This is a genomic window from Flavobacterium sp. FPG59 (assembly GCF_002150205.1).
Taxonomy (GTDB): domain Bacteria; phylum Bacteroidota; class Bacteroidia; order Flavobacteriales; family Flavobacteriaceae; genus Flavobacterium.
Window position 1 is genome coordinate 1 of sequence record NZ_MTCA01000082.1, and the last position, 12,298, is coordinate 12,298.

General features: G+C 34.8%; 15 protein-coding genes and 1 tRNA gene. 4 read left to right on the top strand and 12 right to left on the bottom strand.

The features are described from left to right. Positions 1-55: 55 nt before the first annotated feature. Both FPG59_RS08975 and FPG59_RS08980 read left to right on the top strand, forming a co-directional pair. Complete coding sequence (locus FPG59_RS08975) at positions 56-1,276, top strand: folylpolyglutamate synthase/dihydrofolate synthase family protein (protein ID WP_086454278.1); 1,221 nt, start codon at positions 56-58, stop codon at positions 1,274-1,276. Between the two features lie 87 nt (positions 1,277-1,363). Beyond that, a tRNA-Val gene (locus FPG59_RS08980) sits at positions 1,364-1,438 on the top strand. Here FPG59_RS08980 and FPG59_RS08985 read toward each other — a convergent pair. The 4 genes from FPG59_RS08985 to mobA form a co-directional block, all read right to left on the bottom strand. Continuing rightward, the gene (locus tag FPG59_RS08985; RefSeq protein WP_086454279.1) at positions 1,429-2,952 is read right to left on the bottom strand and encodes a recombinase family protein; all 1,524 of its coding nucleotides are present in this window, start codon (positions 2,950-2,952) and stop codon (positions 1,429-1,431) included. The genes FPG59_RS08980 and FPG59_RS08985 overlap by 10 nt on opposite strands. After that, the gene (locus tag FPG59_RS16580; RefSeq protein WP_176330726.1) at positions 2,936-3,091 is read right to left on the bottom strand and encodes a hypothetical protein; all 156 of its coding nucleotides are present in this window, start codon (positions 3,089-3,091) and stop codon (positions 2,936-2,938) included. Before FPG59_RS16580 ends, FPG59_RS08985 begins: the two co-directional genes overlap by 17 nt. A 281-nt stretch (positions 3,092-3,372) precedes the next feature. Then, complete coding sequence (mobB, locus tag FPG59_RS08990) at positions 3,373-4,662, bottom strand: conjugal transfer protein MobB (protein WP_086454280.1); 1,290 nt, start codon at positions 4,660-4,662, stop codon at positions 3,373-3,375. 1 nt (position 4,663) lies between these two features. Continuing rightward, positions 4,664-5,101 (bottom strand): conjugal transfer protein MobA, encoded by a 438-nt coding sequence (gene mobA, locus FPG59_RS08995; protein ID WP_086454281.1) that lies wholly within the window; start codon positions 5,099-5,101, stop codon positions 4,664-4,666. Positions 5,102-5,268: 167 nt separating this feature from the next. Here mobA and FPG59_RS09000 point away from each other — a divergent pair, with 167 nt between their 5' ends. Beyond that, complete coding sequence (locus FPG59_RS09000; RefSeq protein WP_086454282.1) at positions 5,269-5,586, top strand: hypothetical protein; 318 nt, start codon at positions 5,269-5,271, stop codon at positions 5,584-5,586. 7 nt (positions 5,587-5,593) lie between these two features. Here FPG59_RS09000 and FPG59_RS09005 read toward each other — a convergent pair whose 3' ends face one another. The 6 genes from FPG59_RS09005 to FPG59_RS09030 form a co-directional block, all read right to left on the bottom strand. Then, positions 5,594-6,064 (bottom strand): hypothetical protein, encoded by a 471-nt coding sequence (locus FPG59_RS09005; protein WP_086454283.1) that lies wholly within the window; start codon positions 6,062-6,064, stop codon positions 5,594-5,596. Positions 6,065-6,242: 178 nt separating this feature from the next. Beyond that, positions 6,243-6,437 (bottom strand): hypothetical protein, encoded by a 195-nt coding sequence (locus FPG59_RS09010; RefSeq protein ID WP_140344619.1) that lies wholly within the window; start codon positions 6,435-6,437, stop codon positions 6,243-6,245. A 471-nt stretch (positions 6,438-6,908) separates the two neighbouring features. Further along, entirely contained in the window at positions 6,909-7,250 is a 342-nt protein-coding gene (locus FPG59_RS09015; RefSeq protein ID WP_086454285.1) for a hypothetical protein, read from the bottom strand. A 54-nt stretch (positions 7,251-7,304) separates the two neighbouring features. Then, positions 7,305-7,931: a hypothetical protein gene (locus tag FPG59_RS09020; protein WP_086454286.1), complete on the bottom strand. Its 627-nt coding sequence runs from the start codon at positions 7,929-7,931 to the stop codon at positions 7,305-7,307. 69 nt (positions 7,932-8,000) lie between these two features. Beyond that, positions 8,001-8,546 (bottom strand): hypothetical protein, encoded by a 546-nt coding sequence (locus FPG59_RS09025; RefSeq protein ID WP_086454287.1) that lies wholly within the window; start codon positions 8,544-8,546, stop codon positions 8,001-8,003. A 3-nt stretch (positions 8,547-8,549) separates the two neighbouring features. After that, complete coding sequence (locus FPG59_RS09030) at positions 8,550-9,425, bottom strand: hypothetical protein (RefSeq protein ID WP_086454288.1); 876 nt, start codon at positions 9,423-9,425, stop codon at positions 8,550-8,552. Positions 9,426-9,597: 172 nt separating this feature from the next. On the opposite strand from FPG59_RS09030, the gene FPG59_RS09035 reads away from it, so the two are divergent. After that, a complete protein-coding gene (locus FPG59_RS09035; protein ID WP_086454289.1) occupies positions 9,598-10,005 on the top strand; it encodes a helix-turn-helix domain-containing protein in 408 nt (135 codons plus the stop codon). Positions 10,006-10,197: 192 nt separating this feature from the next. Here FPG59_RS09035 and FPG59_RS09040 read toward each other — a convergent pair whose 3' ends face one another. After that, positions 10,198-11,862: a hypothetical protein gene (locus FPG59_RS09040; RefSeq protein ID WP_086454290.1), complete on the bottom strand. Its 1,665-nt coding sequence runs from the start codon at positions 11,860-11,862 to the stop codon at positions 10,198-10,200. Next, positions 11,859-12,298, bottom strand: a 440-nt coding sequence (locus FPG59_RS16585; RefSeq protein WP_176330727.1) for a hypothetical protein, incomplete at its 5' end; no start/stop codon positions are given. The genes FPG59_RS16585 and FPG59_RS09040, both read right to left, overlap by 4 nt.

A 12,298-nucleotide genomic window follows, 5' to 3' on the forward strand; every position in this document is an offset into this window, starting at 1 on the left:
ATATTAAACTAAAAAAATTGAAAAATATTTTAAACAATTCCTATTTACCATCAAAATGAATTATCAAGACACTATAAACTGGATGTTTAATCAACTCCCAATGTACCAACTTCAAGGAGCACAGGCTTACAAGAAAGATTTAACTAATGCTCATAAGCTTGCTGCACACCTTAATCATCCAGAGAAGCAGTTAAAATGCATACATGTGGCAGGAACCAATGGCAAAGGATCAACATCTCACATGCTAGCATCGGTTTTACAAGAAGCTGGATATAAAGTAGGTTTGTACACTTCGCCACATTTAAAAGATTTTAGAGAACGTATTAAAATAAACGGGATCGAAATATCTGAAAAATTTGTTGAAGATTTCATAACGGAGCATCAGCTTTTTTTTGAAGCAAATGACATGAGTTTTTTCGAAATGACCGTAGGATTAGCGTTTGATTATTTTGCTACTTCAAAAGTTGACATTGCTATTATTGAGGTAGGAATGGGCGGAAGACTAGATGCAACTAATATCATAACCCCATTAGTTTCGGTGGTGACCAATATAGGACTGGATCACACCCAGTTTTTAGGCAATACACTTGATGCAATTGCTTTTGAGAAAGCAGGAATTATCAAACCCAATGTTCCCGTGATTATTGGAGAATACACCTCTGAAACAAAACCTGTTTTTATAAGCAAAGCCAAAGAAGGCAATTCAGTGATTTATTTTGCTTCTGATTTAATTACAGAAAACTATCCTTCGGACCTGATTGGCGATTATCAAATACACAATAAAAAGACGGTGTTACAAACTATACAGGTTTTGAATAAGCAAACTGAATTTGAAATCACCTCTCAAAATACGCAAGTTGGTTTGTTACACGTGGTAAAAAACACAGGACTTCAAGGCAGGTGGCAGCAAATACATACGGCTCCAAAAGTAATTTGCGATACTGCACATAATAAAAACGGGCTTGAAATCGTATTAAAGCAAATTCAAAAAGAAAAATTTGACACATTACACTTTGTTTTAGGAGTCGTAAATGATAAAGATCTACAAGAAATCTTGCCTTTGTTTCCAAAAAATGCAAAATATTATTTTTGTAAGCCCAATATTCCTCGTGGACTAGACGCTTCAATCTTACAACAAAAAGCCGCTTTATTTGCACTTCAAGGCGAAGTATACAATTCTGTTTCAGAAGCTTATCAAATAGCATTGCGAAATGCAGTAGAGACCGACTTCATTTACTTAGGTGGGAGTACCTTTGTAGTTGCAGAAATTTTGTAATTTTTTTTTGTTTTTTAGTTGCATATCCAAAAAACAGTCTTATATTTGCACTCGCAATAAGGAAATGAAAATTATCGAATTGCACTAGGGCGATTAGCTCAGCTGGTTCAGAGCACCTCGTTTACACCGAGGGGGTCGGGGGTTCGAACCCCTCATCGCCCACTGTGAGGGATTACCGAAAGGTTTTCCCTCTTTTTTTTGTATATAAGACATCCCTTTTCCTCCATTTTACTGGCATTATGAGAAAATATTTCTAAAATTGTAGGTGTTCGATATATACCCTCTTGGTAGTATAAGTTACCATTGAACACCATGTTTACAAACTCACGCTTTTGTAAAGTATCTGACCTCGTGTAGGCATGTTTAATATCACCCAATATATCCAGATTACGGTCTAAAATCTTGAAGGCCTTTCCTTGATTTGGGCTAAGCCTTTCTATTGCTGCCTTAAGGGTCAATATATGGTCACTGTAGGTTGAATACCATCTTTCGTAGGTATCCTTGTTTATCTCGTCCCTAAACCATTTTTCTTCTACTGCATTTAATAGCTGCAGTATTTCCTCCAGCTCATGTTTTTTGTCTGCTACTTTTTTCTTGTTTGCCTTTACTTCCTGTTCAATTGAGGCGTAACTGCCATCTCTTATCTCTTTAATCTTCCTTTCGGGAACGCTCATGAGATCGCAGACGTTTAAGAATTGCTCATGTGCTTTGATAGCACTAATGTTGTTATGCTTTGAATGCTTGCATTTATAATAGTAGAAGTATTTTCCAGATTTACCACGAGAAGGCGCACCAGTAAGCGGAGTTCCACAATGGCATTTTACAACGCCCCGTAGCGGTATTTCATCATCGATAACTACCTTTACTTTATCAACTTTCTTCATTTTAGACTGCACCATTGTCCATGTTGTCTTATCAACTATTGGCTCATGAATGGCTGGAAAAAGACCTCCCGGCAGATCTTTGAACGGTTCAACCCTTACAAGCCCTGCATAAACAGGATTTGCAAGCACACGATCAATAGCCATGTTGCCTTTCCTGTCAAAACCTGATTGATAAGCTATTTCTTTGATTTTATATAACGGCACATCACGCAGATACATATCATAAATTGTTTTGACAATTTTAGCTTCTATCTCATTTACTTCAAGGTGCCGCTGTTTTCCTTCTCCAACCTTGCTGTAGCCGAAAGGTTTTTCTCTAGTAAGGAAACGACCTTCTTTTGCACGAGCTGTATAGAGTCCGCCACGCACTTTTATACTCCTGTTGATATTGTCTTCTTCAGCTAGCAACAATTGTAAGCCTGCTCGGAAAAAGCTTCCCGGTGTATCATAATCAAAAACGATCCCTTCGGTCACGCTGATAATCTGAATACTGTATTTTTTTTGGAATTGTTTGACCAAACTCATAGCTTCACCAGCATCCCTGCTAAAGCGGTCAAGCTGGTCTACAAGAAGGTAGTCCACCGATTTATAATGCTTGGCAATGAATGCCTGTAATTTTATAAAATCTGGACGGTCAAAAGTCTTGGCACTTTTACCTCTGTCAATGAACGAATCCACCAACTGTATATTATTATATTGCAGGTATTGATCGGTATACAATTCCTGTCTTTCAATCGAGCCATTGCTTTGCCCTAATTGACTAAATCTTAAATATCTAATCGCCCTCTTCATATAATTCTTTCAATGTTAATGACACAATAATTTCAATCATTAAATTTACGAATTTTTGTTCATTTTCCCGCTCTATATCTTCATAATTTTTTAAGATATATTCTTCTACATCAGTCTGTTTGATAAATTTCTGTTTCATTTTTGTACCTCCTTTTACTTTTGGTAAAACAATAATTTTTAATCTGCATATGAATTTAATACCATAGATGGCTTAAGAGTAAATACAGTCTCACCGAGGAACTCTTTGGCTGCATTAGTCTCAAAGCAATATTAGGAACAGTTATAAAAAAAACAAAGACAATCCCTCCTTATTGTCGGGACAGTCTTTGTTTTTAAAAAGAGTTGGTACAGCCAATTTGATGAATCACTCCTTTGTCGTGAATCAACAAAAAGGCTGGCGATTAAAATTGATAGTAGGCACTATCTTTTTTTGCGTCTGGCTTTCTTTTTCATTTGGTTGGCAAATAATACTTCATCATAGTCTTCTGCTTTTCCATTGGATAACAACCCTCCAAAGACTTCAATAAGGCTGCTTTCTTCGGGGCTATTGGACAGATCTTCCTTGGCCAAAAAGCCAGACAGATTGTTTGGTTCTTTGATCTCTTGATTTATAGTGGCTTTGGCCTTTGAATTAACATTTCTCTGCACAGACTGCTCCATTTTATTGCCGTTATTCCACCAGTCATTAAATACATTTGCCGAAAGGTTTCTTCCTAATTGTGATCCGTTCCACACACAGTGGGCTTTGTGGTCAATAAAAGTGATGCCGTAAATACGTCCTTCAGCATTTCGGCGTACCACCACATTGATACCCTGTTCCAAGAGTTTTTTATTAAACTCCAATTCGTTTGATGCAGTCTGCATTACTGATTCGATCCTGCCTTTAACTGATCCCTTAGCAGGATGCTCTCTGAGTTTTATCTTGTTCTGCTCATAATGGGATTGCAGTTGTGCATAACCCGCACTTTTTCCAAACAGAGAAGCCTTAAAAGGATTGCTTACTTTTTCTCCCTGCTTGTTGAGTGCAAAATATACCAATCCTTGTTTTGGGATTCCATTATATTCGCCCTTGACTTCTTCAGCGATAATGTTTAAAAGGGAAAGCAGAGCATTATATGCCCCGAAAGTTTGGAACTGGTAATTTTTGGGTAAATGGCGAAGTACTGATGCCATCTGGCTTTTTATATCGCCTGCCATATAGTCAACAGGCTTGAATATTTGATTCTTCGAATCTTGCTTTTTTTCCACAGCGGATATAAGGCTGTACTGTTTTTCCAATGTCCTGCATACAGCCATCGAACGCCTTTTTTCAAATTTATCGGATATTTTCCTGCCGTCTTCATCCACGCAGACCGACACGATATGGATGTGGGTGCGCTCAATATCGGTATGCTTGAATACTACAAAAGGCTGATTTTCGTAACCCATCTGCTTCATGTAGTCTTGCGCCATATTTTCAAAATCAGTATCACTTACTTTATCTTTCGGATCAGGATTCAGCGAAATATGAAGTATAGGTTTTTCCGTTCTTCGATTGGTCAGCAGATATAATTCAAAAGAACGGGACAGCTGTTGTATGGAATAACTGCCGTCGGGAACTTCGATAATCTTCTGTGTAAACAAAACCTGCGCATTTTCTTTTTCAACCTTTTGATAGTTATAGGTTAATGCGCCATACAAATTACTGCCTCTTGCGATTTTCGCTATCATGTCAAGACTTTTTTTTAAGGTGCTTTTCTTCAAATTCCGCTGTAAGCTTTATTATCTTTTGGCATAACACAGCTAATTCTGCTGTCTCTTTTTCCAGTTTGTAGAGATATGCCGAGGCTTTCTTTTCGGAAAAATTGCGGTACAGAATTTTTACTACCTGATTATAATTTACCCCGACAGCCCTGAACTGTCCAAATAAGGCAGTCAGGCGCACATAATATTCAATTGCTGTTTTGTCAACTTTTATCGTTGTGATGCCTTTTTGGAAAATACATGCCGTAATAAAGTGCGCCATTATATTCATACCCGATGTTTCAAAAAGAGTCAAAAAATGGGCATTCTCTTCAGCGGTAAGACTGATCGAATAGCGGTGAACGGCGGGATCTTTTTTGGGATGCCTGCCTCCTTTGTGCGGGTTCTTTTTTTCTTCACTTTCCATGATTTTTATTACTCGTATTATCTAAAAACCAATATATTTTATTATCAGCATTGACACTCAAATGTGGAAGCATTTGGAAGTATTAGGCTTTTTATTTCTTAAAGAAAAGGACGCATTTACACAGGTAAACTATTGCATAAGTCACTGGAAATCATTAAATTTAAAGTATGAAAAAGACAAAAAAAGACAAAGAAATCCCCAATCTTCACCCTAAATTCTTCTGGGATTTTAGATTTGATAAGATTGATTGGGACGGGGGATATAAAATGGTAATTGCTCGTATTATAGAGCGTGGAGGTCAGGATCAAATTGACGAAATCGTCCGTTTCTATGGTCGTGAAAAAGTGATTACGGCTGTCCGTGATGAGATTTATTTTCTGCCCAACTATGCCATTGAAGATGCCCTTAAATTCTTTCCCGAACTCAAAAAGGAAGAGATGTACTGCTATCTGAACCGCAAGGACAAACCCTATGACTGGATTTAGTGAATATCTAAATCCCTAAACGGTTTTTTCTTGGTTGATTTAATTCCTCGTCTTTACTCTGCTGGGTCTTAATGCCAATATTAAGTGGCTGGTTTGTACGCTGTCTCAATGATTCTTTTTCGCTTGGAGTTAAATTGTCCCTGTTATTATTGTTTACATAACGAAAAACCGTTTTTACAGACCCCATTATATCCAAAGGCTTTTCAGGCTTCTGTGCAGGCTTCTTTTCACTTTCCTCAATTTTAATAGCCAGCAGTTTATCTAACAGTCTGCCCAGTCCTGTTTTTGTTGGGTTTTTAAACTGTCTAAGGAAATTCGAGAAGAAATTAGTTAAAATGTTTCCGCCCCTGTCTACCTGCATAAATGGAATTTTATTCTTATTTTTAATTTCCCTCTTTTTTTCCTCTTCAGGTTTTAGAGTTAAAAGTGGGTTTTTCTTTTTTTTCTGCTCTTTATTTTTGTGCTTATCTTTTTTCATAATTTTGATTTTACGGCAAAAGGTAATTATCAAACTTTTAAATTCTTCATTCAGGCACTTTAAGTCTTTGATTGGCAGAAAATGTCAGACTTTGGACGGGTTGGACTTAATATTTTACTCAAAGAAATAATAAAAAGAAAACTAAGGAAGGACGTGCTGGATCAGCCTGTCCAAAAGACTACGGCATAATGTTTTGCTCGTTCCTCACAAACCACCCTTCGGGACTTATTCCGTTTCCTTTTGGTCTGTCTGCATCCCGTCCTGTAAAATTGCTTTCTTTTTCTTTTTTCCGTTTTTCTGTTTTCTTTGGAAAATATTTTTTTTTCTTCTCATTGGTTAGGTTTAACCAGACCGCCAGATAACGTGCCTGCATACATGAACACTTGCATACTTGCATACTTGACTGCTTGAAGACCAGCAGGCAGACATAAAGACCTTCTTACATGAATACGTGACTACATGAATACGTGATTAACTGCACACTTGAATATTTGAATGCAGGAATACTTGAATGCAGGAATACTTGATTACCTGCCTGCATAAATAAAAAGCTCTATAAGTTAATAGTTCCGTCGATATTCTGTCATACCCTATATTCAGACTGTACTGTGCAGGTCTGCATGCCCTGGCTTATATCTAAAATCACTTACATCCATTAAAACAAAAAAAAGGGCATCAAGCCCTTTCAATTAAAACCATCGGTAAGAATATTTTCGAGAGAAAATAGCAAGTTGTGTTTTGAGATGCTTGAAATGAATTCAGCATCTCAAAACCACTTGCCCTGCTGGGGGCTGAAAAACGTCTCCAAAGTCGCCGTTTTATTAAAATTACAATTGGAAACAGGTTAATTAAAATCACTCTTATTTTTTTCATTTAAATATTTTATGTAAAGCATATCCAGTAATTCTGCTTCTTCCAACGGGATCAGCATTTCTATTATTCTTAAAAGACTTCCAACATATCTTTCAGTATTTATAGTACTCTCAGTACTGACTTCAATTCCGTCTAAGGCAAATTTTGCTGTTTTAAGTAAATCCATTATCATACAAAACAGGTCTCTATATCCTTGCACATTTATTTCAATAATGTGGATATCATTTCTTGTTTCTAATGTTGGTTTTAGCAGTACAAAATAATGCTCTGGGTTCTCTATGAACTCATTTAATTTGATTTTATCTTTTTCCATAATCTTTATTTTAAATCGATTAATTATTTAAATAGTGGACTTTTTGAAGTTTCATCATGTCGTGTTTTTGAAGTTTTTATCTGAACTGTTGAAATAAGTATAAACCGATTCTAAAAATAGCCTCACCAGCGCAAACCATGTCATCAAGTCAATATGCTCATTCAGTTCAGGATCGCTTTCCGGTTCTATTGCGCTTTCTGAATCAAAATTTAAGTTTTGTATTCTCTGCTGAAACTTTTGGTAGTAGTCTGTTCCAACCAGCGATATAACAACATAGAGCAGTTCATGTACAAACTGGGAACAGGTAATGGATTTTAAAATATACTTGAGACTGTCAAAATGTTTATCATTTGGATTTGGATTCTCTTTTAGTTCATAACAAAAATGCAGCAGTAATTGCAGGCAAGACAGCAGTCCTGCTGTCTTGACGTCCTGTATCTCCGCATCAATGATTTCAAGATCATCTGAAAGCAATTCTTCCAAATCGTATTCCTGCAAAAGGTCGGGATATCGGTCAAGCAATAAATCGAGTTTGGGATTTTTCAATTTACCCAGAAGTTCAGAAATTCCGCTTTCGAGATTCTTTTTTGAATTCTGCAAAAGCATATGCAGTACTGTCTTTGCCTGTTCTGTTGATTTTACAAGTGTTTTTTCTTTCTTAAAATTTTTATTGTTTTTCATTTCTAAAAAATTGTCGTTATTACAGTTGAGACTGTGCGGATATTGTATTCTGTTACCGTATTATTATTCTTAAGACCGTTCTTTATTTTTGATCTTTTCAATCCCTCTTTCACGCATAAGCTGGCTTGCATCCAGCATTTTGATTAAATAGATGTAGGGTGTGATCAAGTCATAATCAAATTCTTCTGTGCATCGAGACAGTGACAGGTGTATAACTTCAAATAGGAAAAATTCGAATTCATCGATGGTTTTCTCTGCAAATGCTCTTTGAAATACAAGGAAAGGATTCTCATACTCTTCTTTTGTCAGGGAAGCCAGATGAAGTTTTGACTTACAGCCAAATAGTTTCTTGACTTTCCATTTTTTATTTTTGTACTGCAGGAGAAAACAAACTTTAAGAAAAGAGCGCAGAGCAGTATAGAAAACAATTACCTGTCCGGGATAATCTTTTTTATACACTTTCTTTTTATGGACATATAAAAATGCTTCGCACAGTATCTCTTTATAGCAATCAAGATGGGCAAAGTCAAAAAAAGCCTCCAGCACTTGAGAAGAACTTTTAATCTCATGACCTGCCCAAAAAATAGATTCAAAGGATATTCTATTCTTTTTCATAATTTATATAGGTTCTTTATCGGTTTTCTCGGGTTTATTTTCAACTTCATTTTGTCGGTTTATTTCATTTTGTATCAAAATTTCCGCTTGATTTTTAAAATTTTTACATCTTTCTTCCACTACCTGATAATATAAATAATCAACATCGTTAGCCTTGCTAAAACGCAACGTGTTGGGCTGTTGCTTAAGAAGTTTAAATATGGATTTGTCTTCCCGGGTTTGTCTGGGAAAAAAGTCTGCAGTTATGGTAGTAAAGTATTCGCAGAGATTAAATAAATACTCCAATGCAAAATGATTAGGAGTGTAGCCTATAAAGACACGGATCAAAGACAAACAGATTTGCTCCACTATTTGATGAAGAGCGGACATTTTTACTTCATCCGAACTAGAAGCATCATCATCATTATATACCCAGCCCCAGATTGTAGCAATATTATTCTTCCTCCATGCTATATAATGCGATGTGGATTTTAAATTTCTTTTTGGAGTTTCGCTAATACTTAAATAAGGAGGCTTGTTAATATCTTGAAATAACAGCTCTGCATTCTGCATGATCTGCCAAAAGAAAAACTGCTGGTCTTGACAAAGGTCTTTAAGACTCTGTACGTGGTGTATAAGAACAGTAGCGGTCAAAGAACCCTGCGTCTTTGTTTTTATCTTGTCACTTATGTCACTGCCCGCATTTTCTTTGATTTCATGTACAAAGACTAAAAGGTATAAATGACAATGTTCTTTTTGCAGTTCTTTATCAGGATAAATTTTCCTGCTCGAACTATAAGCTGTTTCCTGCCTGCCAAAACAATAAATGGCAGATGTTTTAATGTGGTCTGTAATTACTTCCTTCAACACTTTTTGCTGTGAAAATTCAATTGCATTCATAATTTTACTTTTTTAGTTAATAATTATCCGAAAAATTGTATTTTTGTTTAAATACATAGCAAGTAAGCAATAGATTGTACCGTACCGAACTAACGGGAATTGTATCTCACAAAAGCGGGCTTGTTTTTTACCATAGCCTTTTTTTTAAAAGAATTTTAAATACCTTTGAGTTATGAATACAGCAACAAAACCAAAACATATTGGCAGGAATATCAGCCGAATTAGAGAGCTTAGAGGTATGAAACAAGAAGCATTGGCTAACGCTATTGGTATAAGCCAGCAATCCGTTTCTAATATTGAAGGAAGTGAAACTGTTGAAGAAGAAAAATTAAAAGCAATTGCTGAAGTTTTGGGAGTAACAACTGAAGCAATTAAAAACTTCTCTGACGAAGCAGTTTTAAATATTATTGGAAATACTTATCATGTAGATAATTCTTCAGCTGTAAATTATGGTTGCACTTTTAATCCATTAGATAAATTGGTAGAAGCTTATGAGGAAAACAAGAAGCTTTATGAACGCTTAGTACAAGCCGAAAAAGATAAAGTTGAGTATTTGGAAAAATTACTAAAAGGAAAATAAGCTATATAGAAAACAAAATAATTCCAAAAATGAGACTTGATAGGTCTCATTTTTTATTTAAGAATATTTTGTTTTATGGGAAATATTAATAACAAACAACAAGATGGACAAAAACTATTAAACTCCGTGTAAAAAAGGAATTGACAACAGTGAGAGCGGACGGAGTTTTCTTGAAAAAGTTATGATAAGTAGTTAGTTTAAAAATTCTCTCCAAAATAAAGGCAATAAGTTTGAGCGGTAATGTCTTGATGATAAATACCCTAAATAATAGAAATATTGTGAGAAGATTGAGAACTCTTTTTCTTCACAAAATAATGTCTTTTCTTCAAGCATTTCCTTTTTATATTTTTCAACGTTATCATATAATTCAATCGAGCATTTTGCATGTCCACTTTTTCTACTCATATTGGTGGTATATAAAAAGTCTTCTGATGTGGATTCAGGAAACCAAATCTGCAAATCAATTTCTGGATAATTTTCAGAGATCATTTTTTTTACTAAATCATAAAGACCTGGTTCATCTAAAATTACAGCCCATTCGGCTAATAATGGAAGTAACATAGAGGAATGTGGCTCCGAAATACTATTGCCTAAATGTATGTTTGCGAGTTCTTCGTAATCAGTTCTAAATAGAGGTATAAAACTTTTTAATTTGAAAGAGTCATTTAAGCCTACAATCATATCAGCAATCCATTTTTTTGCAAATTCAAATTCATTTGCTTTGTGTAGAACAATTAGCGTTAAGGAGATTTCAATCAAATGTTCATCGTATTCTGGATATTTTGAGGGAGGGTTATTAATAATTATGGATTTTAGCCCATTAACATATTCATTTGCATTTGAATAACAAATATTAGTATAACTTTTATCATCTGAAACCAAATGCATTTGACCCTCAGCTATTTCGCTTAAAGCTATGGAACTTAAGATACCTATTTGTTCCCAAATAGTTAAGGAATATTCTAATTGATTCTTGGAATATTTGAATAAACTGTGCTTAACATACAGATGTTCTCTGATTTTTAGAAAATATTCACGACCAATAGTGATTTTTAAACTATGGATATTATAAAACTCGTCTAAGACATAATTATTCTTTAATAAATCATTTTCCCGTATCCAATTCCATGTTAACAATAGAGTTCGCTCTGAAGCTATAATGGATTGTTTTAAATTCTGGGCATCCTTTGACCATTTATGGATTACGCTGAAACATACCCGAACAATTCTTAATATTTTGAGAATTTCTTTTTTCTTAGCAGTTTTGCTTTCAAATAGCTTTTCTAACAATAAGTAATAATGACTACAATCGTAATCTTCTAAATCAATGAAAGCAAGGGTTTTGCGTAGTAATGTTTTAAAATCATTTGGAAATATCTGTTCAGGTAACAAGTATTTGTCAATATCGGATGCTATTTGGTCAATACCCCAAAAATCAAACTCAATTTTATTAGGTTGGGAATTTTCATCTCGATAACTATTCCAATTAAATTGTACTGTTTGCTCCAGAACACCATTCGTAGCCACAATGATTTTTTTTGGTAATGCATTTTGACTTTTCGTAAGTACTTTTGGAATGTAAAAATCTAAAATCTCGTTTAGAGTCGGCCTTATAGAAGTTGGGTTAGTGTCCCAGATATTTCTGGTAATATTACCCTGTTTGACTGCAAATAAAAATACCTTTTTAATTCCATCCTCATCAATACCAATAGCCGAAATATCCACTCCAAATTGTCTTCCTCTTTGAGGCTTGGAAATAGGGATTATATTCATACTAAAGAGAAGATCCGAAATTAACGAATCTAATTCACCATCTTCCTTTAGTAATTCCAAATATTCTTTTAAAACGAATTTCATATTTCTCTTGTATAATTTCGATAAATTGCCCTGATTTTTTCTTGTCCAATAGCATCTATAAATTCTCCTCTAGGAAGTTCTGCACTGGATTGAATCCGAGACATTTCTGTTTTTTCCGTATATATGCCTTCATGTTTAGAAAACATCCCTTTTCCTGTCCTGAGCTGAATGTTTTTACACATATTTAAAAAAGAATGTTTATCATCAGTGGTTTCCTTTAGTTTTATTTGGAACTCCTTTTGATGAATGCCATTATAAATTTTAAGCCTTTTGTCTGATGGATTGAATTCATTTATGAATTCCAGCTGATTAATTTTTTCAAAATATTCTTTGTTAATTTCTATTATTTCGTTGACTACTTTTTGGACTTTTCTAGAAGATTTTTTTTTCTCTTCTTCAAGATATTCAATTGTTGAAGGATAATTGAATACTATAT

What these genes read in the sequence shown, in the direction of transcription:
- FPG59_RS09025 (WP_086454287.1), bottom strand. Translation starts at nt 8,546, where the DNA reads ATGAAAAAGAATAGAATATCCTTTGAATCTATTTTTTGGGCAGGTCAT.
- FPG59_RS16580 (WP_176330726.1), bottom strand. Translation starts at nt 3,091, where the DNA reads ATGAAACAGAAATTTATCAAACAGACTGATGTAGAAGAATATATCTTA.
- FPG59_RS08985 (WP_086454279.1), bottom strand. Translation starts at nt 2,952, where the DNA reads ATGAAGAGGGCGATTAGATATTTAAGATTTAGTCAATTAGGGCAAAGC.
- FPG59_RS09000 (WP_086454282.1), top strand. Translation starts at nt 5,269, where the DNA reads ATGAAAAAGACAAAAAAAGACAAAGAAATCCCCAATCTTCACCCTAAA.
- FPG59_RS09020 (WP_086454286.1), bottom strand. Translation starts at nt 7,931, where the DNA reads ATGAAAAACAATAAAAATTTTAAGAAAGAAAAAACACTTGTAAAATCA.
- FPG59_RS09035 (WP_086454289.1), top strand. Translation starts at nt 9,598, where the DNA reads ATGAATACAGCAACAAAACCAAAACATATTGGCAGGAATATCAGCCGA.
- FPG59_RS08975 (WP_086454278.1), top strand. Translation starts at nt 56, where the DNA reads ATGAATTATCAAGACACTATAAACTGGATGTTTAATCAACTCCCAATG.
- FPG59_RS09005 (WP_086454283.1), bottom strand. Translation starts at nt 6,064, where the DNA reads ATGAAAAAAGATAAGCACAAAAATAAAGAGCAGAAAAAAAAGAAAAAC.
- mobB (WP_086454280.1), bottom strand. Translation starts at nt 4,662, where the DNA reads ATGATAGCGAAAATCGCAAGAGGCAGTAATTTGTATGGCGCATTAACC.
- FPG59_RS09040 (WP_086454290.1), bottom strand. Translation starts at nt 11,862, where the DNA reads ATGAAATTCGTTTTAAAAGAATATTTGGAATTACTAAAGGAAGATGGT.
- FPG59_RS09010 (WP_140344619.1), bottom strand. Translation starts at nt 6,437, where the DNA reads ATGCAGGCACGTTATCTGGCGGTCTGGTTAAACCTAACCAATGAGAAG.
- mobA (WP_086454281.1), bottom strand. Translation starts at nt 5,101, where the DNA reads ATGGAAAGTGAAGAAAAAAAGAACCCGCACAAAGGAGGCAGGCATCCC.
- FPG59_RS09015 (WP_086454285.1), bottom strand. Translation starts at nt 7,250, where the DNA reads ATGGAAAAAGATAAAATCAAATTAAATGAGTTCATAGAGAACCCAGAG.
- FPG59_RS09030 (WP_086454288.1), bottom strand. Translation starts at nt 9,425, where the DNA reads ATGAATGCAATTGAATTTTCACAGCAAAAAGTGTTGAAGGAAGTAATT.